The following is a 25,862-nucleotide window of genomic DNA, read 5'->3' as shown; positions in this document are numbered from 1 at the left end:
ATTATTAATGAAAACCTTAAATTTGTGTACAATCAAATTCTGAAAAAATGAAAAAATCAATCGTATTCCTTTTATTATTCTCTTTTAGCACTATATTATTTTCTCAAGAAACGGAATCAGCATTTGATGAAAAACTGGCAAAATCGCTGAATGCAGATGATTACGGAATGAAGCAATATGTTTTTTGTTTATTAAAAACAGGAAGCAATACAACTGCAACTAAAGAAGAAACCAAAAAATTATTTGAAGGACACATGGCTAATATTAATCAATTAGCAAAAGAAGGAAAGTTGGTTGTGGCAGGTCCTTTCATGAAAAATGATAAAAATTATCGAGGTATTTATATTTTTAATGCCAGCAGTATTGAAGAAGCCAAAACATTTGTGGCGACAGATCCTGCGGTACAATCGAAACTTCTAGAAGCAGAATTAACGCTTTGGTATGGAAGTGCCGCTTTGCAAGAAACACTGAAAATTCATGATAAAATAGCAAAAACTAAAATATAACAGCAAAAACAACTATATGTTTTGCTCAAATTTATAAACTATGATAACCGAAAAAGAAAAAATGATTGCCGGAGAATATTATTTGGCAGGCGATCCTGTTTTAGTAAAAGACAGGCGAAAATCTAAAAATTTACTCCACCGATTAAACGTTATCGAATACAGAATAACCAAAAAAGCACGGGAAATTCTAAAAGAACTCATTCCTAATGCAGGAGCAAATCTTTATATTGAACCTCCATTTTTTTGCGATTACGGATATAATATCAGTTGTGGAGAAAATGTCTATTTCAATGTAAATTGTGTCGTTTTGGATTGTGCCAAAGTCACTATCGGTTCCAATGTGTTTTTTGCTCCGGGCGTTCAATTGTACACCGCCACACATCCGCTGGATGCTGAACTGAGAAAAACCTTGGAAAATGCATTGCCAATAACCATTGGTGATGATTGCTGGATTGGCGGAAATTCAGTAATTTGTCCGGGTATAACCATTGGAAATGGCTGTGTAATTGGTGCAGGTTCAGTAGTAACAAAAGACATTCCTGACAATTCTTTGGCAGTAGGAAATCCGGCAAAAGTAATTCGGAAATTAAATGTTAAATAAATATCCTAAGCCGAATTACAACACCTAAAAACTAAAATTTCTTATCTTTGTTATAAACATTTAAACTTTATAAAATCATCATGAAACATCTCAAAGTATTTCTAGTCTTGGCATTTATTGTTCTTACAAACTCCGTTTCGGCACAATCCACTTTCGAAAAATGGCCAGCCATAAAAGAATTTCACGAAGTAATGTCACAAACATTTCATCCTGCTGAAGAAGGAAATCTTGTACCAATCAAAGCACGTTCAGAAGAAATGATGAACAAAGCGGCGCTGGTTTTAAAATCGGATATTCCAACAGAATTTAGAACAAACGCAATATTAGCTTCGGCGGAACGACTGCAACTAAAAAGTAAAGCGCTTCATAAATTAGTAACTTCAAACGGAGGTGATGCAGCAATTGTGAAATCAATTACAGACTTACACGACACTTTTCATGAAATTGTGGGACTTTGTTCCGATGCAAAAAAGTAAAAACCCAAAGCCTAATCATCAGATTAGGCTTTATTCATTATAATAGAAATGCTACAACTTAATAAAATTCACCACATTGCCATTATTTGTTCTGATTATCAAAAATCTAAAACGTTCTACACAAACATTTTAGGACTCACAATAATTCAAGAAATTTACCGGGAAGAAAGACAATCCTATAAACTGGATTTAGCCTTAAACGGAAATTATATCGTTGAGATTTTTTCATTTCCAAATCCTCCACAACGACCTTCAAAACCTGAGGCGGCAGGATTACGTCATTTAGCTTTTGAAGTTGATGACATTCAAGAAACCCGTGATTTTTTAGTCAACAAAAATATCAGTTCAGAGGAAATTCGTGTTGATGAGCACACTAAAAAACGTTTTTTCTTTATTGCAGATCCAGATGATTTACCGATAGAGTTTTATGAAAAATAATAAATACCTCGACGAAGATAAAACAACTCTTATAGTTTATCAATTTTTGAAAATGTATCCATCTTCCAAAACAAAAAGGAGTTACCGCAAAACCAAGTACATTCTGTACAAAGAAACTTTGGTTGATTTAAAAGAACATTTCTGGGCTTTTCTCGGTTCTTTTATAGGTATCGGATTAATCGCTTATTTACAATCTCAAACGCTGCCAGAATCTGATGTGGTTTATTTAATAGGGTCCTTTGGAGCATCGAGCGTCTTGGTTTACGGTGTTATCCAAAGTCCATTGGCACAGCCTAGAAATCTTATTGGAGGTCACTTAATTTCTGCAATTATAGGAGTTACAGTATATAAATTCGTTCCAGATATAGTTTGGTTAACCGCTCCACTTGCTGTTTCCCTTTCAATTGTTTTTATGCAAATGACTAAAACGTTGCACCCGCCCGGCGGCGCAACCGCACTGATAGCGGTAACTGGATCAAACGAAATTAAAAATCTAGGCTACTGGTATGTATTTTCTCCTGTATTTACAGGTGTGTTTATTTTACTGGCCGTAGCATTAGTTATAAATAACATGACATCAAACCGACAATATCCAACTCATAAAAAATACCATCAGTTCCGAAAAAGAGTCGCAAGTATTTTTAAAAATAAACCAAACGACCAAAAACACTAACTTAGGTGGTACATATTCAGTTCTAAAACAAGATTCGCTTTGTTACTTTTCTTCGAAAATATTTAGATATTGATGTATTCCTTGTTTACGCATACACAAAAATCTTATCAACAAATCCAAAATCTGAAATCTAAATCTAAAAATTAAATTTTACCTTTGAGCTTTCAATAAAAACAAAGATTATGGTTTATAAATTTAGAGTGATTCTAGACGCGGAAGAAGATGTTTTTAGAGACATTGCAATACTTGAAGACGATACTTTAGAAGATTTGCACAATGCTATTTTCAATTCTTTTGGATTTGATGGAATGGAAGTGGCTTCGTTTTATACTTGTGATGAAACTTGGAATCAAGAAGAGGAAATTTCACTTTTTGATACCGGTGATGTTCCAGGCGAGCAAAAAATCATGAGCGATTACCAATTATCTGATATTTTAGATAAGGAAAATACTAAAATCCTCTATGTTTATGATTTTATCAACATGTGGACTTTCCTTGTAGAACTGGCTGCTGTTGAAGATCAACTTGCTGGAAATACATATCCGGAAACCATTTTTTCACACGGTGAAATGCCGGATGAAGCGATGGAAAAAAACTTTGAATCAGATAATGCTGATGACTACAATGACGAATTTGAAGACGGATTAGACGAAGACGATTTGGATATGTTTGAAGGCGATGATAGTTTTGAAGACTATGGATTTGAGGAGAACTGGAATTAAACATTACACAATTAAGAATCAAGAGCCAAGATAAAAGACCTTTTTACTGTCTTTCATCTTGGTTCTTTTATCTAAAAAAATAAAAACATGATCAACTTATATAATACACACATCGAAAACTTATCAATTCACAGAGTTGGTAATAAAAGTCGAAACGAAGCGATTTTTTTATCGGAGCAACCTTTTAATCTGAATGATGAGATTGTTCCTTTGATGAAAGAGTTTTTCTTTAAACCTTTTAGAGAGAAAGAAGAAAACTATTTTCAGTTTGCTCATGAAATTGATTTGGACTACAATGATATGTTCAAATTTGCAACAGAAATTTTTGACAATCCAAGTTCAATTCATGACGTTTCAAAAAAAATTACCTCACACTTATTTGAGCAATCCAATCATCCGCACATCAAGAATGGTGAAGTTTACGTAACGTATTTAACGAACGTGAGCATTGACAATAATGTGGTGGATGCTATAGGGATTTTCAAGAGTGAGATTCAAGCAGATTTTTTGCAGTTTGAAGAAAAAGCAACGCACTTAGAAATGATTTTGCAACAAGGTGTCAGTCTGAATAAACTGGACAAAGGGTGTTTAATCTTTAATTACAAAAAAGAAGAAGGATACAAAATCCTGACTGTTGACAGCAACCGTTATGATGCGAGATATTGGCTAGAACATTTCTTATCTGTGGATGCATTTGAGGACGAGAACTTTATCACTAAAAAGTATTTGAAATTCTGTCAGAACTTTGCTAAAGATGTTGTTTTTCCTGCTGAGGATAAGAAAGAAGAAGTAATGTTCATGAACCGTTCCGTTAACTATTTTGCCAAAAACGATCAGTTCGAAGAAACTAACTTTCTAAATGAAGTTTTAGACAATCCAGACTTAATTCCTGAGTTTAAAAACTATAAAGTTGATAAAGGAGAGAAATACAGTATTGAAGATGTCACATCTTTTCCTATTGCAAATGCAGCCGTTTCTGATGCTAGAAAATCAATCAAAAACGTAATCAATTTGGATACACACATTCAAATTAAAATGGATTTTATCAATCCAGAAAGTGCTGAGAAGTTTGTAGAAAAAGGATGGGACGAGGAGAAACAAATGTATTACTACTTAGTTTATTTCAATAAAGAAGAGAAAAGTTAGTTTATAGTTTTTATACTTCTAAATTTTCAATCCTCAATTACTTAAGTAGTTGAGGATTTTTTTTGTCCTTACAACGCTTTATTCCAAAGACTCATAGAAAATATATTAATTTTATCAGAATTTTATTTCTTTTACTAACTAAATATGTATTTTGTCGATTTTATTTGTTATTTAAACGATTATCAATTAAGTTTAATTTCCTTTAATCTTCAAATCTAAATAACCAAATAGTATGAATACAATCGAAATCAAAGAAAAATTTCTAAGTAAAAAAATTCTGTGCACTCTATTTGGTCATAAAATAATTACAACCTGAAATGTAACAAATCATTTCAAGGAGTTTAAATGCACAGTTTGTCAACTTGAATTAACTAACGATTAAAAAGGCAGGAAAACATTTCTTACGTCAGAACTAAAAGAAATAAATGAAACGCTCATTGGTTTCTACAACAAAAGAATTCATTCCGTATAAAATTATTTTTGGATTCATTACAACGCATTAGATTACTGAATAACAAATTGTTATTTTTCATACCTAACCTTATAAAAACGTAAAACATGCTATTCCTTCTATTAATAAAATCAATCCTGATATTGAGACAGAAAAATAATCAAAAAAAACTGCTAAGATACAATAGCATTTTTATTAGATAATTCCCATGAAGGATTCAAAAACAAACTCCAATTAAACATCAAAAAAAAATTGGTTTTATAAATTTGAATCAAACTATTTCTTAAAAAAAGACCTGAAATATAGCTATCCAATTTCGTTTATTAGTAATTTTGTATTCTAAATAAACTATCAGATGGATTATCATTTGTTTAAAGAAAGCCCGTTCAAAACTCTAATATCATTCCATAAACTCATTGAAGCTTTAGAGAAAATCGCAGTAACTAATGTCGATTATCGCTCAAATTATGCCAAAGCTTTATTGAAAGAAACTGAACCTTTTCCTGAGTTTAGAACAGGAATAGAGGATTTGAATGTAATTCTAAAAAACGAAACTCTTATACAACATTTACTAGCTGATCTTTTTCCTACTGCGCTGACTCAAAACGAAATCAAAGCGGTTACTATTCCTTTTCAGAATTTTACGTTCAATTACTCTGAAAGATTCAAAAAAATACTTCAAAATGCAGGAAGAACATTTGACATGACAATCAGGGATTTTGATCAAAATCAATTCTATATTATGAATTGCATTTTGATTTTGAATACCTTTTATAATCAACATTTTGATTTCAACAGACCTTTATTTTACGATATTCCCGATGCAAATGGCGTAATGAAGCATTACAGAATTCTATATAATGCTGATTTTATGGAAATCGTACCTACTGATAAATCGATACAATTATCTGCTGAAGATATTGATTTATTGATGGATAATTATGATAATATCGATTTATGGAAAGAGAAATTTCCTTCTGAAAGCTGGATTTTAAAAGGCTTTGGTATCGTATCATTATTTGATGCCTCCACTGAAAGTGCCGTTTCAAACTTGAAAAGCAACCTTTTGAAATCAAAGACTGAACATACAGATAGCGATAGTAATTTTGAAACCATTTTCCGTTCCATTTTTAAAATATCTGATTTAAAAGTTGGTTTTATCATTTACAATGAAGAAGACGAAAAATTTGTAAAACCTCCTTATGAAGACAACAAAATAGACAGTTTTATTCTACATGACATGCAAGAAGTAGATTGTAAAAATGCGCTTTTTGGTTGCTCATTGGAAAATATTTTAGAACAGAATAAGCCTTTTGTAATTTCAAATGTTGAAAAATTTGCCAAAACTGAAGGGAATGAAAAGCTAGGAGAGCATTTTTTAAAACTCAATATTAAAAGCTGTATTCTTGCTCCGGTAATAAAAAACGATAAACTTTTAGGTATTATAGAATTAGTTTCGGGGAAACCTAGAGAACTAAACAGCATTAATGTAAACAATCTGGATTTGATTTTACCTTATGTGGTAGACACATTAGAGCGCTATAAAAATGATATGCGATACCAAGTAGAAGCTATCATTCAGAGAGAATATACTGCCATTCACCCAAGTGTTTATTGGAAATTTAGAAGAGAAGCGCTTAAATATTTTCAGACCAATAATCCAAATAAAGACTATATTTTTAAGGAAATTGTATTTAAGGAAGTGTACCCTTTATATGGGCAAATAGATATTAAAGGTTCTTCCAATCATAGAAATGAAACCGTAAAAGAAGATTTAAAAAATCAACTTGAATCACTTATTCAAATATTTGAAAATCAAAAATCAAATACCAATCTGGTTTTATTGGAACAACGGAAATTTGAATTGCAATCATTTTACGAACAACTGAAATCGCCTTTGAAAGCGGATACAGAACAGCAGATTCAACTTTATATAGAAAAAGAAATTCATCCTATTTTAAGGAATACAAAAACAAACGAGCTAGGCGAAACACTGGAGCATAATTACTTTGAAAGTTTGGACGAAAAAACAGGACTATTTTATCATTCGAGAAAGAAATTTGATAATGCCATGTCTATTGTTAATAAAAAACTAGCTTCTATTCTTGACAAAAAACAAGTTGAAGCACAAAATATTTTTCCACATTATTATGAACGTTTCAAAACCGATGGTGTGGAACACAATCTTTATATAGGCGCGTCAATTACACCAAACAAAGATTTTGATAGTATGTATCTTCATAATTTAAGATTATGGCAATTGCAAACGTTGTGCGAAATGGAACTGGAACACCATCAGCTCAAATCTACTTTGCCTTATGAACTCGATGTAACTTCGTTGATTTTAGTGTTTAGTTCCGCCATTTCTATTCGATTTAGAATGGATGAAAAACGTTTTGATGTTGACGGTACCTACAATGCACGTTATGAAGTAGTGAAAAAGCGTATCGACAAAGCCAATATCAAAGGAACAAAAGATAGAATTACCGAAAAAGAAAAAATCACAATCGTCTATTCCCACAATAATGAGGAAACAGAATATCTGAATTACATCAAATTTCTACAATTTAAAAAAGTATTGGAACCAACCATCGAACAATTTGAAGTAGAAGAATTACAAGGAGTTTCAGGCCTAAGAGCAATCAGGGTAAAAGTGATTAATGATATTAAAGAACAAACTCCAAAAAACTTTTCTTACCAGGATTTACTGGATGAATTGAATTAAGAACCAACCATTTTAAAAGCAATTACAAAAGCAATTACCGAGATTATAATTCCTATCATGAAAAAATTATAGGCAACTCTTAATAAACGGTATTTTTTCTCAAGAACCAATCCCAGAAAATATAAATCCTTAATCATAGAGTTATAAAGGTATTCCCTGTCTTTCATCATTTCGTTCATAGCCCATTGGTATTCATCCAAAGGCATTTTGTAGAAATTTCCGAAGAAGAGTAAATTCACTTTTTTATTTTCAATATCTTCTCGGGTAAAAACTCCTTTGGTCACTTTTGGTCGTGTGGAAAGTATCGCAAAAATAATAGTAATTACACTGGACATTAGCATAATAAAAGTAGGAATCATGAGATGAACATTTTTTGGGCTGTCTAATTTTGGAATCAACGTAGAAAGCGCTATCGAAATAATAATTGCATTTACGGACAGTAAAATATTGGCTTTACTATCTGCAATACCACTTAAACTGGTATGATTATTTAATGTTACCCTAAATAAAGTATCAACTGCTCGCTCTGGTTTATCTTCTTTTTCTCTTTTTTTATATTCTTTATCGAATTCGTTGTTCGTTTTCAAGTTCATTTTTTTTAGTTTTTTCTGAAGACGTTTTATGTTTTTCTCCTTTAAAGGTTGCCAATTTTCTAAAGCATAATCCGTGTAAAACCGATGAATATTAGCTAAGAAATTCAAATTCTCAACAGCCCAATCTTTATCTGTAAAAGATTTTCCTTCAATATTTTCCCATTCGTTTCTTAAACCTTCACAGCTAAAAATATAATCATCATTCAAAATATGGTAATAATCAGCATCTTTTATTATTTTTTCAGAAAGTGTTTGGGGAACATATTCCTTTTTAGTTGCTTTGATTAATTCTGCTACTTTCTCAATATAATCCGTAGACTTCCCGTTTTCCATTAAAAAATCAGAAGCTATCACAATGCTTGAATCCTCATGATTTGTGCAACCTTTTATATATCCTGTGTCATGAAACCAACCGGAAATAAGTAAAATTTCTTTATCAGAAGCACTTATATTTTCGCTTTCGGCAAGTGTGTTAACGGCAGCAACTACGTCAAAAGTGTGATTAAAATTATGGTAGGTATATGAATTAGAAAGTTTATCTTTGAGTAATTTACTAACAAAATTTTCGGCTTGTTCTATAAGATTCATAAAGAAATTTTTACACTACTAAAATATGAAATTGTTTTCGGATAATCGTTTTATAACTTCAAATAAAGCAGTTTTTATATTATTTGCTTCAGGATTCATTTTTCAATCTTGTGCAACACATCACGCACAATTTGGTAAAAACATCAAAACTCCGATATCACAAAACGGAATAGATAGCTCAAAAATTGCACATACTTTTTATTTAATAGGCGATGCAGGAAACGCCAATGAAGAAAAAGCACAACAAACAATTGGTTTACTGGAAGATCGATTAGAAAAAGCAAATAAGAATACGACGCTTTTATTTCTTGGCGACAATATTTATCCAAAAGGATTGCCGAATACTGACCGCACAAATGAGCGAATTATTGCCGAAAGTAAGCTTACAAATCAACTAAAATTATCTAAAAACTTCAAAGGTCAAACTATTTTTATTCCTGGAAACCACGATTGGTACAGCGGAATAAAAGGTTTAGAACGCCAGTCAAAATTTGTAACCGAATATTTAAATGATAAAAAATCATTTTTACCCCGAAAAGGCTGTGGGATTGATGACTTAGAAATCAATAAAAATCTAACTTTGATTACTATCGACAGTCAATGGTTTCTGGAAGACTGGGATAATAGCCCAACTATAAACGATGATTGCACGATAAAATCAAGAGAAGCTTTTTTTAATGAATTAGAAGACATTCTAAATAAAAATCAAGAGAAAACAATAATTCTGGCATTGCATCATCCATTAATGAGCAATGGAACACACGGCGGACAGTTTTCATTGGAAAAACAACTATTTCCATTAGAGCAAAAAATTCCACTTCCTGTCTTGGGTTCCGTTATTAACCTCATCAGAAAAACATCGGGAATTAGCCCGCAAGACATTCAAAACAAACAGTATACTATTTTTATAAAACGCATAAAAACACTATTACAGAGCCAAGATAATGTTATTGTAGTTTCTGGCCATGACCATAATTTACAATACATTGAAAAAGACAACATCAAACAAATTGTAAGTGGTGCCGGATCAAAATCAGAGGCTGCAAAAGCCGTTTTTTCAAATGATTTTTCTTATGGTGGAAATGGGTATGCCGCATTAACAGTTTATGAAAATGGAGCCGCAAAAGTGTCCTTCTACGGAAAAGAAAACAGTAAAGAAAAACTGATTTTCGAACAATTTATAGTAGCTGAAAAAGACGACTTCAGCACCAAAAATTTTCAAACTTCATTTGCTAAAACGACCACTGCAACTATCTATTCAGCAAAACAAACCGATAAAAATGCATTTTATAGATTCCTTTTTGGGAAGCATTATAGAAAGTATTACAGCTTACCAATAGAAGTACAAACGACAACTATTGATACTCTTTTTGGCGGTTTAAAACCAAAACGTGCCGGTGGCGGACATCAATCAAAATCATTGCAAATTGTTGACAAAAACGGAAAAGAATATGTAATGCGCGCCTTGAAAAAAAGTGCTCCTCGTTTTCTGCAATCGGTAGCGTTTAAAGACCAATTTATCGAAAACGAATTTGAAGATACATATGCTGAGAATTTTTTACTTGATTTTTATACCACTTCACATCCTTACACTCCTTTTGCTGTTGGGAACTTAGCCGAAAAAATTGGTGTCGCACATTCAAATCCAGTATTGTATTATATTCCCAGACACAAAGCGTTAAAAGATTTTAATGCTAATTTTGGTGATGAATTGTATATGGTGGAAGAGCGCCCTACTGACAGCCAAATTGGCGTAAAAAGCTTTGGTAATCCTACAGTAATAATCAGTACGGAAGATCTAATGAAGAATCTGCATAAAGATGAAAAATACACTATTGATGAAAGTGAATATATAAAAGCACGTTTATTTGATATGCTCATTGGAGATTGGGACAGACATGAAGATCAATGGCGCTGGGGAGAATATAAAGTAGGTAAAAAAGTAATTTACAAACCCATCCCAAGAGATCGTGATCAAGCATTTACAAAATATGATGGCGCATTACTTACCATCTTGATGAATATGCCTTCATTGCGACACATGCAAACCTTTAATGAGAAAATTAAAAATGTAAAATGGCTGAATCGTGAACCTTATCCTTTGGACCTTGCTTTTCTAAAAACTGCTGATGAAAATGAGTGGCTTAAACAAGCCAAATTCATTCAAGAAAACCTTTCGGATAGTGCTATTGACAGTGCCTTTAATAATCTGCCTGCAGCAGTTCAGGATGAAACTATTGAAACTATAAAACGCAAATTAAAAATACGAAAAACGCAATTGCAGCGCTACGCTTCAGACTATTATACCGTATTACAAAAAACAGTTCTGATTGTTGGTACCGACAAAAAAGACAAATTTATAATTCGTCAGGCAACAAAAAACAAGATTGAGGTCGAAGTATATCGTTCCAAAAATGAAGGAGATGAATTACTGTACGCAAAAGATTTTATCTCTGGAAAAACAAAAAATATTTGGATTTACGGATTGGATGAGGACGATATTTTTGAAGTCAAAGGAAACGCAAAATCAGATATAAATATTCGATTAATTGGAGGACAAGACAAAGATTTATATACTGTAGAAAACGGGAAAAAGGTAAAAATTCATGATTTTAAATCAAAAACGAATACCTACACTTTAGATTCAAAAACAAGAGTTCTTTTGTCTGATGATTATGAAGCAAGTCATTATGATTATGAAAAACCTAAATACAATGTCTTTTCAGGATTACCAAATATTGGTTTTAATCCTGATGATGGTGTCAAAATAGGTTTTATTGCAAACTACACTATCAATAAATTCAATCAAAATCCGTACACGCAAAAACACATTTTGAAAGCAAATTACTTTTTTGCGACAAATGGATATGAACTGGTTTACAATGCACATTTTCCGAAGTCCATTGGCAAATGGGATTTAGATTTAGAAAGCCAATTCACAAGCCCAAATTTTACAATCAATTATTTTGGCACTGGAAATGAAACCGTAAATAATGACGATATTTTCGGAATGGATTACAATCGTGTGCGCATCCGAATGTTGAAAGTGCTGCCATCTATAAAAAAAGTGGGGAAATATGGAAGTACAATCCATTTCCAAACTTCATTTGAGCAAATCACTGTGGAGGAAACCAATAATCGATTTATAAACATTCTAGGAATTGTAAATCCTGCTATTTTTGACAGCCAGCAATTTGCTGGAGCAACACTTAAATACAGTTTTGAAAATTATGATATCCCTTCATTTCCTTCTATGGGAATGGGATTTTCTATAGCTGGAACATGGAAAATGAATTTGAATGATGCTAAAAGAAACTTTCCTTCATTAGAAAGTAAGCTTAATTTTAACCATAAAATTGATGCAAATGGTAAAGTAGTTTTGGCTACAATTTTAAAAGGAAAAATGCTGTTGAATAACAATTTTGAGTTTTACCAAGGAGCAACTTTGGGAGGTGATTATGATTTAAGAGGTTTTAGAAACGAACGCTTTTTAGGCAATCAATCGTTTTATCAAAGTAGTGATGTACGTTGGAATTTAGGAAAAATCAGAAGGAGCGTTTTGCCTATGACTTACGGAATTCTCGGTGGTTTTGATTATGGAAGAGTTTGGCAAAAAGGCGAGAATTCAGATAAATGGCATCAATCTTTTGGAGGCGGATTATGGCTCAACGGACTAAATGTAGTTACAGCCAGAATTACCTATTTTAAAACTGCCAATGAGGAAGCCCGAATTGCTTTTGGTTTAGGGTTTGGGTTTTAGTTTTTTGATACTAACATCATAAACATTCCCTCCTATGCTTTTAGATCTTTCATCGGCAATAAAAAGTCTGTCATTATCAATAAAAGAAGCTGCTTCTTTTTGGGAAAAATGATCTAATTCTAGGGTGGTTTTTGTTCCATTCAGGAAATTATCACCTTCGAAGCTTTCGAATAAGAAAATCTTATCGTGGGTTAAAACAGCTACTTTGGACTCATCTGGACTTATTGTTGCGGCCGTAATTGCACAATGATTATAATTGTCACAGGTTTTAAATTCTCCTATTAAAACAGCTTGATGAAAACCTGCAGTATTGGGGATTTTGTATAAAAAAGCGGTTCCGTCAAAACCTTTGCTTCGGTTTTTAGTGAAGAGATAGAAATTATTTTTGAATTCGAAAAAACCTTCGACATCATAGAACATTTCTGTTTTTTTTGGAGGAAAATCTTTTTGTTCCGGATACGCAAATGAAACTTTATAAGCAGGATTTGCACTTTCAGCAACTAAGGATTTTTTATCGATTTTATAAATACTTAAATCTTTTCTTTCATTATCATTGTTGCCAAAATCTCCAATATAAAGATTTCCTTCTTTGTCTTTTGTAATATCTTCCCAATCGATATTCTCCGTATTTTCAATGATAATCGTTTTTTCGATTTTGCCATTTTCAAAGTTCAGTCCGTAAATTTCATTTGCATTACCGCTGTCTTCCAGTGTCCAAAGCAAATTATTTGTAGATGAATAGGTGATTCCTGAAACTTCTTTTAGCTTTTTAGGCAACGAATAAACCGTTTTTAAAGCACCTGAATCTTGTTGACATGACAAAAAAGTAAAAACAGATAAGATGAAAATATAGTTTCTCATAGTTGATTTAATGTAAATAATAAATTTATAAAAGACTAAAACTCCGTTTTAAATAAATTTGTGTTTTTAAAGTTTCTCGTAATAAATTCAAAAGCAGCACTCATAATATTACCCATAGATTTTGCTTTTTTAAAATTCAAATCATTGGTGTAACGGTATAATTCTAATTGCAATTGCTTCAAATGTTCCTCCGGAGCGATTACATCATCGCCCATAATTTGTAATAATCTTTTGATACGATTCTCGGCAGAATGGATTCTTTTGGCAAGAACCGCTCTTTCCTCATCTTTATATTGCTCGATTGAACTGTTTTGAAGTTTATCCTTAACCAATTTTACCATTGGATAATTTTCTTTAAAAAATTGAGGTCGGTAGACTTTAAAATTCCCTTCATAACATTGTTGGTCAAAATCTATAGCGCGTATTTTATAAACAACATGGTCAAAATCATGTGTAGGAACTATCACATAATTATAGGAACGCATATCTCCCAACAATCGTATCATACAACGCTCATTGAATTTTACAAACTCCTTAGCAATTTGTGATTTTTCAGTTTCAGTACAATCTGCCAAAAGTGTTTTTATGAAAACATCCCCAGGAATTCCCATGATATGTTCCTCTATCAAAGTGTCATTGTAAACTAAAAAATTTATCTTATCCGGAGATAAAATATGCTCTAATTCTAGTCCGTAAACACGAGAAGCATCTGCTTTCTTGATATAAAAATGAGTGTAATTATCATTCAGAATGTTTCTGACTTTTATTCGAAAAGGTTTCGAGTTTCCAAAAGTGCAGTAATCAATGGAATCCACATTCAAAAATTTAAGAATCCCCAAATTACCATCAGAATGCAACAGCGAATAGATTTTTTTTAGATTCAAATCAATTTCTTGCCTTTCAAATTCATTATAATACACTCGAATCCATAAAGTATCCTCGTCATTTTTATCATAAACGTTCACAGATCCTGAAAAACGCAATAAATCATCGTAAAAAATAGAAACTTTTGACAAACGGTCAAAACGCTCCAAGTATTCCAATAGTGATTTGTTTATTGGATACGATGGTTTTTTAAAAAGCATTACTGGCTCACTACTCATTTGAAAAATAATTTAATGCAAAATTACAATAAATTAAGCCGCTGAAGGGTATTCCTTTTTAAATAAATGTTTTTCAAACTACAGAGTAATTAGAAATAAAGTGCCTTAAATATAATTTTGAACTTTCTATTTTAAGTCCAAATTATTTTTATTCAAAAAGAGTATAATTCGAGAAAACTGTAACTACTTAATTATTAGATAAAAAACGACTTTTTTATTTCTTTAAAATTAAACATAAAATACTAAAAAAGAACACAATACATGCAATTCAATAGAAACTAAAATATAAGTAGGTTGTTTTTTATGTTAAAAATGTTTGGCACCAAGATTTAAACTTTATATTTGATTGTCCCCAAGACAATTAAATACATAACCTATTATGAACGATAAGCTTGACTTTTATTTAGAAACTGCAAAATCAGCAAAGATTGGCATTTGGGAAATTAATTTAGAATCCAGTCAAGTTTATTGGAATGCCATTACTAGAGATATACATGAAGTTCCACATTATTTTATTCCAAGCTTAGAAAAAGGATTCTCTTTTTATCTTGAAGGCAAAAATAGAATGAGAATTAAACGCTTAACTGAAAAAACCATTAGTGATGGAATTCCATTTAACGATAAATTTCAAATCATTACCGCTAAGGGTAATCTGAAACATATAGAAAATATAGGGCAAATAGTTTACAAAAACGAAAAGCCTTATAAACTAATTGGTACTTTACAGGATATTACAAAAGAGCAAAATTTAATTATTGAACTTCAATTAAATGTAGAAAAATTTTCTTCGATTTTTTCTAGTGCCAATGATGCAATTTTTATCATTGACACCTCAAACGGCATAATCAGTGACTGTAATCCTCGATCATCAGAACTTACAGGATACGATAATTATGAATTGATTGGTTTACACAATTCAAAATTATTCCCCGTTGAACTTAGAAAAGAACTCAGGTTATTCTTGAAATATAATCTTAACCGAAATGAATATACCGTTAATGAAACGCACATAAAAACAAAATATGGAGAAACTATACCTGTTGAAATAGCTTCTGGGAAAAAATTTCAAGTAGATAACATTACCTATTTGGTTTGCTTTATTAGAGATATCAGTGAAAGAAAAAATGTTGAGGCTAAATTAAGTTTATTATCACTAGCTGCCTCTGAAACTACTGACACTATTGTAATTGCAAATGAAAAAGGAGAGGCCGTTTGGGCAAATCAAGCCTATTTAGATCTTACCGGTTTGAATATGGAGGAAATTATAGGACAAAAACCGGGTTATTTATCCAAAGGTCCTGAAACTGATTCAAACGCTTCATTAGTAATGAGAAAAGCAATTAAAAATAAAGAAAGTATCAAAATCACGATACTAAATTATAATAAAAAGAAAGAGAAATATTGGTTTGAACTCAATATAACTACTGTATTTGACAGTAATAATAATTTAATTAATTTTGTAGGTGTGGGTCGAAACGTAACCCAAAGAATTGAAAAAGAGTTTGCACTTAAAAGCTTATTGGATGTAACCAATAGCCAAAACAATAAATTATTTAATTTTACCCACATTGTTTCTCACAATATACGTTCGCATTCCAGTAATTTATCAATGGTGGTGGATTTGATTGAAAATGCAGATGATATTGATGAGAAGCTTTCCTATTTTGATTTATTCAAAGAAGGAACTGAAAAACTATCCGAATCAATTGAATATTTGAATGAAATTATTACGATTCAACAAAAAACAAATATTGAAAAAACTAAAATTCATTTAAAGAGTGAAATTGAAAAAACAAGAATTGCCTTAAGTTTATCGATAAAAGAAAGTAAAATAATAATCACCGACACAATTCCCGATAATTTGTTTGTTACTGCTATTCCCGCTTACTTAGATAGTATTTTGCTAAATTTATTCACGAATGCCATTAAATATAAATCACCCGAACGAAAAGCTACTTTAGAAATTAGTTACGAAATCATAGATGACTATACAGTTATTAATTTTAGAGACAATGGGTTAGGTTTAGATTTAAAAAAAAACGGGCATAAACTTTTTGGAATGTACAAAACCTTTCACGGTAACGAAGATGCAAAAGGAATTGGATTATTTATAACCAAAAACCAACTCGAAGCCATGGATGGCAAAATTGAAGTAGAGAGTGTTGTTGGAGAGGGTTCTAATTTTAAAATTTATTTAAATGAAAAACAAATTGACATACATCATTGATGACGATAAATTAACGGTGAAACTAATGAGCATTCTCATTTCTAAAAATAAATTTTGTGAGGAAACCCAATCCTTTTACAACGCTCAACATGCGATAGAGAAATTAAAAGCAAGTACTCTTGATGATGGGATTCTGCCCGATGCCATTTTGCTAGACCTAAATATGCCCGTCATGGACGGATGGCAGTTTTTAGATGAATTCATTTTATTAGGCCTAAAAAAAGAAATCTCTATATTCATAATGACTTCTTCCATAGACCCTGCAGATATTGAGATGGCAAAAAAATATAGTGTCGTTAAACATTATATTATGAAACCCATAACAGCCGAAAAATTACATACGCTCTGCCTCTTGATTGGAGAAATAAACTAATTCCAATTAAATAGTAACAAATTCCTTTCTTGTTCGTCCTATATAAAAATGTAAAAGATGAACCCATTGGAAACGATACTTTCTATCAAAAATCTCAACAAACGTTATGGCTCACTTCAAGCTCTGAAAAACGTTTCTTTCGACATACATAAAGGCAATGTATACGGAATTCTTGGTCCTAACGGGAGCGGTAAATCAACAACTTTAGGAATCGCTCTGAATGTGGTCAATAAAACTTCTGGAGAATATAGCTGGTTTGGCGGTACAATGGAAACGCATGAAGCCCTAAAAAAAGTAGGTGCCATTATAGAAAGACCTAATTTCTATCCTTACATGACTGCTAAGGAAAATTTAGAGCTGGTTTGTAAAATTAAAGGAATCAACTATGTAAAAGTTAATGAAAAACTTGAGCTAGTAGGTTTAGTAGATCGACAAAATAGTAAATTCAGTACTTTTTCTTTAGGAATGAAACAGCGATTAGCCATTGCTTCTGCCCTACTGAATGACCCCGAAATTTTAATTCTTGATGAACCCACAAACGGTTTAGATCCTCAAGGGATTCATCAAATTAGAGATATCATCAAACAAATTGCCTCAAAAGGAACTACTATTTTACTAGCTTCTCATTTATTAGACGAAGTAGAAAAAGTATGTACTCATGTTTTGGTTTTAAGAAAAGGAGAGATTTTATACACTGGTTTAGTTGATGGTATGTCAGCTAATGAAGGATTTTTTGAATTGCAAGCTGATGACACTGAAAATTTAATCTTAGCGATTAAAACTCATCCTGCAGTTAAAAATTTAGTAAATGAGGATGGGAAAGTTTTAGTTTATTTAAAAAATGATTTAGATGCAAAGGAATTGAATCGATTTCTTTTTGAAAAAAACATCGTACTAAATCATTTGGTAAAACGTAAAAACAGCTTAGAAGAACAATTTTTAGAACTGACTAATTCTAACCCAACTTTCAAAAACTAAATCATGAAAAGATTACTCTCGATAGAATTACAAAAAATTTGGAAAAACAAAGCCAGTCGTGTTTTAACATTGGCTTATTTTATTCTCTTAACTTTTATAGCATTAATAGCCTCCATAAAATTTGATCTTGGCATTTTTAAATTTCATCTTGCTGAGATGGGAATTTTTAATTTCCCTTTTATATGGCATTTCAACACCTATATCGCAGCAATATTAAAACTGTTTTTAGCGATTGTTATTGTCTCCATGATGGCTAATGAGTATAGTTACGGAACACTAAAACAAAATTTAATTGATGGAATGAGTAAAAAGGAATTTATTCAGTCTAAATTTCTAACAGTCGTTCTGTTTGCTACAGTTTCAACTATTTTTGTTTTTATAATGTCACTCATTTTAGGACTTAGCTATTCTTCCTATACTGAATTTAGTATCGTGTTCTCTGATTTAGAATATCTCTTGGCTTATTTTGTAAAACTGGTAGGTTTTTTCTCTTTCTGTTTATTTTTAGGAATATTAGTAAAACGCTCTGCTTTTGCATTGGGATTTCTTTTAGTTTGGAATATCATCGAAGGAGTTATCAATGGGGTTTTAACTTTTAAAGTATTCCCAAACAGTACTACCGCAGCATCTATTACTCAGTTTTTACCGTTACAATCCATGTCGAATTTAATCGTAGAACCTTTTAGTAGATTATCTGTCGTGAAAAATCTGGGGACTCAAATTGGGTTAGATAACATTAAAGATTATGGTGTTCATTTTTCTTCCGTAGGTATTGTTTTATGCTGGACCGTGATATTTATTTTCCTTTCCTATCGATTATTAAAAAATAGAGATTTGTAGTATCTTTACACATGATGAAATGTGTGAAAGTAATATTATTTTATATTTTTATTAATTGCGTTGTGTTTGATGCAACCGCACAATCTATTTCAGTAAATGACTCTTATACGGCGCAACAACTTGTTGAAAATATTTTAGTAAACAGTTCTTGTGCCAATGTCTCTAATTTCATAGTAAAAGGAGATTCTTTTTCTGGAACTAGAAACAGCTACGGTTATTTTAATTCTGGAGCAAGTAGTTTTCCTTTTACGCAAGGCGTTCTTTTGAGTACTTGGAGTAGCAAGAATTCTGAAGGACCTTATGTTTCAACTCGAGGAGGAGGAAATTCTTCTTGGCTAGGTGATTCTGATTTAGAGCAAGCAATAGGAATAACAAATACCGTAAATGCAACTATTTTAGAATTCGATTTTATTGCTTTGACAGATTTCATAAGTTTTAATTACATCTTTGCTTCTAATGAATACCAAGGTGACTATCCTTGTAATTATTCTGATGGTTTTGCCTTTTTAATCAAAGAAATAAACACAGCCTCCTACATTAATTTAGCAGTACTCCCCAACTCTTCAACTCCGGTTTCATCAAAAAATATTCACCCATTAATTAATCCTATTCCTAATTCGTTCGAACCAATAAAAAGCTGTGGACCAGAAAACGAAACTTACTTTAACGGATACAACACTGCTAGCAGTCCTATAAATTATGCTGGGCAAACTAAGGTTTTAACCGCTCAAACAAATGTTCAACCAGGAAAAACGTACCACATAAAATTAGTAATAGCTGATCAAAGAAATGAATCTTATGACTCCGCAGTTTTTCTTGAAGCAGGCAGTTTTTTACCAAAAATTGATTTGGGCTCAGATCGATTATTAACAACAAACAATCCTATTTGTTTTGGCGAAAGCTATACTATTGACACAAAACTACCATCAAGCTTAGGCTATACTTACAAATGGTTTAAGGATAATGTAGCGTTTACGAATAACTCTTCTACTTTTACAGCTACAAGTCCAGGTACTTATAAAGTTGAAGTGCAATTGACAACCAGCTGTATCGCTAGTGAAGAAATAAAAATCGAATATACACCAGAAATTATTTTGAATGACACCTCGCTTTCGCAATGTGATATCGATAACGACGGAATATCTATTTTTAACTTAACTAAAGTCGATGCCATTGTAAAAAACTATGCGAGTAATTTAAGTGCTGTTGTTTATTATGAAACTTTGGTTGATGCTGAGGCAAAAACTAACCCAATTACAAATCCCACAAAATATAGCAACAAATTCGTTAATCAGTCAGTATTTGCTAGAGTGAGCAATTCATTTAACTGTGCCAATTATGCTGAAGTAAAACTAATTATCTCCAATAATGCTATTGCTGTTCAAAATCCAATTTCAACTTGTGATACTGATGGTACAAATGATGGTTTGTCACAATTTGATTTAAACACTCAAGTAACGCCACAAGTAGTTGCAGGTTTACCAGCTGGCTTAATCGTAGAGTATTATTTAAACCCAACAGATGCCATAGCCCAGCAAAATCAGTTATCAAATATTTTCAAAAACAGTGTGGCAACCCAACAAATCATTTATGCCCGAATCGTAAATGGTACAGATTGTTATGCAATTACTCCAATTACACTTGTAGTGAACACCTTTGACCCTCCCAATTTTCAAGATGAAACTTTTGTTTTGTGCGAGGCAAGCTCGATTAACTTAACCGTAAATTCAGGATTTTCAAGCTATCTATGGAGTACTGGAGCAAGTTCAAACACTATAACAGTTACTACTCCAGGCGATTATTTTGTAACTGTTACGAGTATTGATGGTTGCAAAAAAACAAAAAAATACCGTGTTGAAGTTTCTGGAATTGGAACCATTACCAAAGTAAAAGTGAATGATTTTGAAGGTAATAAAAATTCAATATCAATTGAATATACTGGAATTGGCGATTATGAATTTTCTATAGATGGATCTTATTTTCAAGATAGCCCAATGTTTAACGGAGTTGCACCCGGTGAATATTTAGTTTATGTAAGAGATAAAAATGGATGTGGCTTATCAATTCCGTATGTGGCATATGTTATAGATTATCCACGTTATTTCACACCTAACAATGATGGCTATAATGATTTTTGGCAAATTAAAAATCTGGATAGTTTACCCCAATCAACTCTTTTTATTTTTGACCGCTATGGAAAATTATTAAAACAATTAATCGCTTCAGACCTAGGATGGAATGGAACTTTCGATGGATTTACATTGCCCACTGATGATTATTGGTTTCATCTGAATTTAGAAAACGGCAAAATAATAAAAGGTCATTTTTCATTAAAGAGATAATCTAAATTTCGCTATTTTTAGCACATGAAAAAAACATTACTCTTACTCATTACACTTTTTTCGATAAGTTGTTTTTCGCAGTTTAGCAAAACACACTATATTCCGCCATTAACCTGTGCTACAAATTTAGCAGGAGATCATTATTTATACATATCTACACCAAGCACTACTAATGTTAATTTTAAAATTATAGCAAACGGAGGCAACATAATAACTGGTGTAGTCAAAAATACAACTCCATATAGATATTCTATTGGTCAAGGACAAGATACACAATTGTTCACTCCAAAAACTACTATTGGAATTATTAAAAACAAAGGATATATCGTTGAAGCCGAAGATTTAATTTATGTAAGTGTTAGAGTTAATGCTGGATTTGCTTCTCAAAATAATTCATATAATCATGCTGGTGGACTGGTGTCAAAAGGAAATAGTGCTTTGGGAAGAGAATTTAGATTAGGAGCAATGCTAAATCCAGTTTACGATCAAATTGTATTAAATTTTGCTTCCATACTGTCAACAGAGAATAATAATAAAGTCACTATTTCAAACATTCCAATAGGGTCAAAACTGTCAGATGGCACCACTATTACTGGACCAATAGAAGTTATTTTAAACAAAAATGAAAGTTATGTTTTGGCTTTGGAAAACGACATCAATACTGTTTCCAATAGCTCTAAAATGATTGGTGCGTTAGTAGAATCAGACAAACCAGTAGTTGTCAATTCAGGTTCTTTTGGAGGTAGTAACAGTACTATTGTTAATGCGCAAGGAAATCCTCTTGGTAGAGATGTAGGTTTTGATCAAATTGTTCCAACAGAAAAAACGGGCAAAGAGTATATATTTGTAAAAGGACTTGGAACTGATGAATTAGAACGGGTCTTATTAATTGCAAATGTCGACATGACTAAAGTATTCGTTAATGGTTCTGCGGTACCTATTGCCACTCTAAATAAAGGACAATATACCGTTATTGACGGAAGCCAATTCATAGATGGTAATTTATATGTTTCAACCTCAGAAAACGTATCTGCTTATCAGAGTATTGGTGGGGATTTTTCATCCGCAAATCAAAATTTATTTTTTGTACCACCCTTAAATTGTGCTACACCTAGCATTGTTGATAATATTCCTTCTATTGAATCGATAGGAAATACGTTTTACAATGGTGGGTTAAACATTGTGACAGAAGCGGGTGCTACTGTAACTATAAACAACACTCCTATATCGAGCCTTCCTGTAGCAGTAACAGGTAATACACAATATGTGAGATATACAGTCTTTAATCAAATAGGGAATATTGCCGTAAAATCAACGAAACAAGTGTATGTTTCTTACTTTGGGACAAATGGCGCTGCAACTTATGGCGGTTATTATTCAGGATTTGACACCAAGCCTGAAATTATTTCCGAAATAAAAATTGGAGCAAGTTCTAATTGCATTCCTAATGTAATTTTAAAAATCAGTGCTTTAACTGCTTATGATACTTTTCAATGGTATTTTAATGACGTAGCAATCGACCCAATACAACATCCCGATGCAATTACAAATACATATACTCCTAGCACTCCAGGCTTTTATCAAGTGAAAGGAAGTATTTCTGGCTGTCTCAGTGATGTTTCATCTGATAAAATCCCCGTTAGCAGTTGTCCCACTGATTTAGACAATGACAATACTAATGATAATATTGATATTGACAATGATAATGATGGAATAACTAATTGTACTGAATCCTATGGCGATCAAAATTTAAATCTTTTAAATCCTGCAACCGGCACTATATCAGTAGGAAGTTACTCCAATTCCTTTACCGGAACTGTTATAACCTTCGGAACTGGATTGCCAACGGGAACATTTACTGGAAATACTAACGGTAGTTTTATTACCGAAGTTCCTGCTGGTAAAGGGAATAGTGTAACTTACAAAATGAATTTTGCCAAACCAATGAGCGTAGGAGTTGAATACGCTTCTACTGCAAATCCTACTGATTTATTGAATGCAAATGCAGAATATATTGTAAATTCTGATATTGACAAAACCATAACTATCCTCAATACAGACAATCAATTACTGATTGACACTAATTATGATGGAATTTATGAAAGTGGCATAACACAATATTCATCCTTTGAAATACGATTTCGATTAAACAGTGTAACTGCATTAGCGGCTGGAACTGGTACTTTTAAATTTTTAACATACTTAACAAATACGATCAGTTTTACACACAAAAATTTAACAGATGACATATCGAATAAAGCTACTTTAAAGTTTTTTGCCACTTGTGTTCCCAAAGATTCTGATGGTGATGGAAATCCCGACCAATTAGACACAGATAGCGACAACGATGGTATTCCCGATACAATTGAAGCGCAACAAAATATTTCAGTTAGCTTTTCAAATTCAGACACTAATAATAACGGGCTAGACAATGCGTTCGAACCCGGATTTACACCTATTGATAATGATAATGATGGTAGTAAAGATTATCTAGATTTAGATAGTGATAACGACGGAATTCTAGATTTAGTAGAAACGGGAGTTGATACTGATACTGATGGAATACGAAATTACCGCGATCTGGACAGTGATAACGACCTTTGTAATGATGTCAATGAAGCGGGATTTTCAGACCCCAATAATGATGGGAAATTTGGAAATTCACCAATATCTGTAGATTTAAAAGGGCTTGTCATTGGGGCTCCGTATACAATACCCAATCCGGATTATTTAATTTCGGCACCAATTATAATATCAAAACAGCCCACAGTTGCTTCTACATGCGAATTACAAAACGCCGAAATTACGTTAGTAGATAACGGAGGAAACACTTATCAATGGCAACTTTTAACCAGCGGAATTTGGACTGATATTATAGATGGCACAACTTATACCGGAGGAAAAACCAATACTTTACTTATAACAAGCGTAAAAAACGAAATGAATGGTTACAAATACAGAGTGAAACTGGATAAAATTGGAAACTCATGTGGTTTGATTTCTTCCGAAACTACTTTGACAATTTATACTTTACCTGCAGTCAATACGGTCACAATAGTTCAATGTGATGACGATACAGATGGTTTCTCTGATTTTAATTTAACGGTAAAGAACAACGAGATATCAACTAATTATACTTCCGAAACATTTACGTATTATACTTCACTTTTAGGAGCTGAAACTGCTGATACTGGGAAATTAATTTCTAATCCTTTAGCATTTACAAATACTACTTCAGGAGGTATGACTGTTTGGGCTAGGGTAAAAAACACTAATGAGTGCATTAGTATAGTTCGAATTAACTTAATAGTTTCTACTACTCAAATTCCAGCTTCATTCAGTCGTACTTTTTCTACGTGTGATGATTTAGGAGTTGCTAATAATGATACTGACGGAATCGCAACTTTTGATTTTAGTAACGTTACTGCAGAAATCATAGCCATTCTCCCACCCTCCGCAACACCTTACTCCATTCAATATTACAAAAATCAGCAAGATGCTTTATCAGAAAATGATACAATAACAAATACTTCAAACTATAGAAATGAAGGATATCCAAATCAACAAAAAATATGGGTTCGCGTAGAAAGTACGGCTGATAATGCCTGTTATGGTTTGAGTCCAAAGGTTACATTAACCGTAAATCCAAAACCAAATATTGATACTAATGAAGATTTAGAAGAAAACGAATTAGTTTGCTCAAACCTTCCCACTTTCTTTGTGAGATTAGATTCGGGAATTCAAGATGGAACTCCCAGTACTGACTATACTTATGTATGGACAAAAGACAATGTAATTTTAACGTCTGAAACTGGTTCAACATTGAATGTAAACGCAGAAGGTAATTATACGGTAGAAGTTAGCTCTCTAGCAGGTTGTAGCAGAATCCGAACTATAAAAGTCACGGCCTCTGATATAGCAGAAATAACAACCATTTCAATTGTTGATTTATCAGATGTAAACTCAGTTACAGTTAATGTAACTGGACAAGGAAAATATCAATATAGTCTGGACGCTCCTTCAGGGCCTTTTCAAGATTCTAATTTCTTTGATAATGTAACTGCTGGAATTCATGAAGTATACATTAATGATAAAAATGGTTGCGGAACTGTAAGCAAAACAATTGCTGTGATTGGTGTTCCAAAATTTTTCACTCCAAATGGAGATGGTTACAATGATTATTGGAATGTAAAAGGAGTAAATGAAAATTTCAATAAAAATTCAATCATTTATATTTTTGATCGTTACGGTAAACTTTTAAAACAAATTGTTCCCTCTAGTCAAGGATGGGATGGTACATTTGTAGGTCAGCCTTTATCCGCAGATGATTATTGGTACTCCATAAAATTAGATGGAGGTAGAGAAGTCAAAGGACATTTCAGTTTGAAAAGATAATATACAAAACATATTCATGATTCGTACTATTACTTTTTTTTGTGGATATTGACTATATTTGTTA

18 protein-coding genes are annotated in these 25,862 nt (G+C 32.2%); 15 read left to right on the top strand and 3 right to left on the bottom strand.

Features of this window, described 5'->3' with window-relative positions; genetic code table 11:
* Nucleotides 1-47 precede the first annotated feature (47 nt).
* From ACXX80_RS10945 to ACXX80_RS10910, 8 genes are all read left to right on the top strand, one after another.
* Nucleotides 48-506, top strand: a complete 459-nt coding sequence (locus tag ACXX80_RS10945) for a YciI family protein (protein ID WP_458553204.1) — start codon at nucleotides 48-50, stop codon at nucleotides 504-506.
* Nucleotides 507-546: 40 nt separating this feature from the next.
* Entirely contained in the window at nucleotides 547-1,107 is a 561-nt protein-coding gene (locus ACXX80_RS10940; protein ID WP_458553203.1) for a sugar O-acetyltransferase, read from the top strand.
* A gap of 80 nt (nucleotides 1,108-1,187) precedes the next feature.
* On the top strand, nucleotides 1,188-1,583 hold the full coding sequence (locus ACXX80_RS10935) for a hypothetical protein (RefSeq protein WP_458553202.1): 396 nt from the start codon (nucleotides 1,188-1,190) through the stop codon (nucleotides 1,581-1,583).
* Between the two features lie 48 nt (nucleotides 1,584-1,631).
* Nucleotides 1,632-2,021: an SMU1112c/YaeR family gloxylase I-like metalloprotein gene (gloA2, locus tag ACXX80_RS10930; RefSeq protein ID WP_458553201.1), complete on the top strand. Its 390-nt coding sequence runs from the start codon at nucleotides 1,632-1,634 to the stop codon at nucleotides 2,019-2,021.
* 52 nt (nucleotides 2,022-2,073) lie between these two features.
* Nucleotides 2,074-2,694, top strand: coding sequence for an HPP family protein (locus ACXX80_RS10925; protein WP_458554098.1), 621 nt, complete (start codon nucleotides 2,074-2,076; stop codon nucleotides 2,692-2,694).
* 182 nt (nucleotides 2,695-2,876) lie between these two features.
* Nucleotides 2,877-3,416 carry an IS1096 element passenger TnpR family protein gene (locus tag ACXX80_RS10920; RefSeq protein ID WP_282715782.1) on the top strand — a complete coding sequence of 180 codons (540 nt, stop codon included), beginning with the start codon at nucleotides 2,877-2,879 and terminating at the stop codon, nucleotides 3,414-3,416.
* A gap of 87 nt (nucleotides 3,417-3,503) precedes the next feature.
* The gene (locus ACXX80_RS10915; RefSeq protein WP_458553200.1) at nucleotides 3,504-4,562 is read left to right on the top strand and encodes a nucleoid-associated protein; all 1,059 of its coding nucleotides are present in this window, start codon (nucleotides 3,504-3,506) and stop codon (nucleotides 4,560-4,562) included.
* Between the two features lie 806 nt (nucleotides 4,563-5,368).
* A complete protein-coding gene (locus ACXX80_RS10910; RefSeq protein WP_458553199.1) occupies nucleotides 5,369-7,738 on the top strand; it encodes a GAF domain-containing protein in 2,370 nt (789 codons plus the stop codon).
* Here the strand turns inward: ACXX80_RS10910 and ACXX80_RS10905 are convergent.
* A complete protein-coding gene (locus tag ACXX80_RS10905) occupies nucleotides 7,735-8,919 on the bottom strand; it encodes a Pycsar system effector family protein (RefSeq protein WP_458553198.1) in 1,185 nt (394 codons plus the stop codon). The genes ACXX80_RS10910 and ACXX80_RS10905 overlap by 4 nt on opposite strands.
* 25 nt (nucleotides 8,920-8,944) lie before the next feature.
* Between ACXX80_RS10905 and ACXX80_RS10900 the strand changes: the two genes are divergently transcribed.
* Entirely contained in the window at nucleotides 8,945-12,679 is a 3,735-nt protein-coding gene (locus tag ACXX80_RS10900; protein WP_458553197.1) for a metallophosphoesterase, read from the top strand.
* Here ACXX80_RS10900 and ACXX80_RS10895 read toward each other — a convergent pair.
* On the bottom strand, nucleotides 12,662-13,540 hold the full coding sequence (locus tag ACXX80_RS10895) for a hypothetical protein (protein ID WP_458553196.1): 879 nt from the start codon (nucleotides 13,538-13,540) through the stop codon (nucleotides 12,662-12,664). The genes ACXX80_RS10900 and ACXX80_RS10895 overlap by 18 nt on opposite strands.
* Before the next feature lie 35 nt (nucleotides 13,541-13,575).
* The gene (locus ACXX80_RS10890) at nucleotides 13,576-14,643 is read right to left on the bottom strand and encodes a hypothetical protein (RefSeq protein ID WP_417952287.1); all 1,068 of its coding nucleotides are present in this window, start codon (nucleotides 14,641-14,643) and stop codon (nucleotides 13,576-13,578) included.
* 379 nt (nucleotides 14,644-15,022) lie between these two features.
* Between ACXX80_RS10890 and ACXX80_RS10885 the strand changes: the two genes are divergently transcribed.
* From ACXX80_RS10885 to ACXX80_RS10860, 6 genes are all read left to right on the top strand, one after another.
* Complete coding sequence (locus tag ACXX80_RS10885) at nucleotides 15,023-16,870, top strand: PAS domain-containing sensor histidine kinase (protein WP_458553195.1); 1,848 nt, start codon at nucleotides 15,023-15,025, stop codon at nucleotides 16,868-16,870.
* The gene (locus tag ACXX80_RS10880; RefSeq protein ID WP_458553194.1) at nucleotides 16,842-17,243 is read left to right on the top strand and encodes a response regulator; all 402 of its coding nucleotides are present in this window, start codon (nucleotides 16,842-16,844) and stop codon (nucleotides 17,241-17,243) included. The genes ACXX80_RS10885 and ACXX80_RS10880 overlap by 29 nt, the downstream gene beginning before the upstream one ends.
* A gap of 66 nt (nucleotides 17,244-17,309) precedes the next feature.
* Nucleotides 17,310-18,221, top strand: coding sequence for an ABC transporter ATP-binding protein (locus ACXX80_RS10875; protein ID WP_458554097.1), 912 nt, complete (start codon nucleotides 17,310-17,312; stop codon nucleotides 18,219-18,221).
* Between the two features lie 3 nt (nucleotides 18,222-18,224).
* Complete coding sequence (locus tag ACXX80_RS10870; protein WP_417952290.1) at nucleotides 18,225-19,061, top strand: ABC transporter permease; 837 nt, start codon at nucleotides 18,225-18,227, stop codon at nucleotides 19,059-19,061.
* A gap of 14 nt (nucleotides 19,062-19,075) precedes the next feature.
* Nucleotides 19,076-21,403: a choice-of-anchor L domain-containing protein gene (locus ACXX80_RS10865; protein WP_458554096.1), complete on the top strand. Its 2,328-nt coding sequence runs from the start codon at nucleotides 19,076-19,078 to the stop codon at nucleotides 21,401-21,403.
* Between the two features lie 24 nt (nucleotides 21,404-21,427).
* Nucleotides 21,428-25,798: an FIDD domain-containing protein gene (locus ACXX80_RS10860; protein WP_458553193.1), complete on the top strand. Its 4,371-nt coding sequence runs from the start codon at nucleotides 21,428-21,430 to the stop codon at nucleotides 25,796-25,798.
* Nucleotides 25,799-25,862: the final 64 nt, after the last annotated feature.

The sequence above is a fragment of the Flavobacterium sp. GNP002 genome, assembly GCF_054343795.1.
The sequence above is the reverse complement of the archived record's forward strand: the minus strand, read 5'-3'. Positions and strand labels throughout refer to the sequence as shown.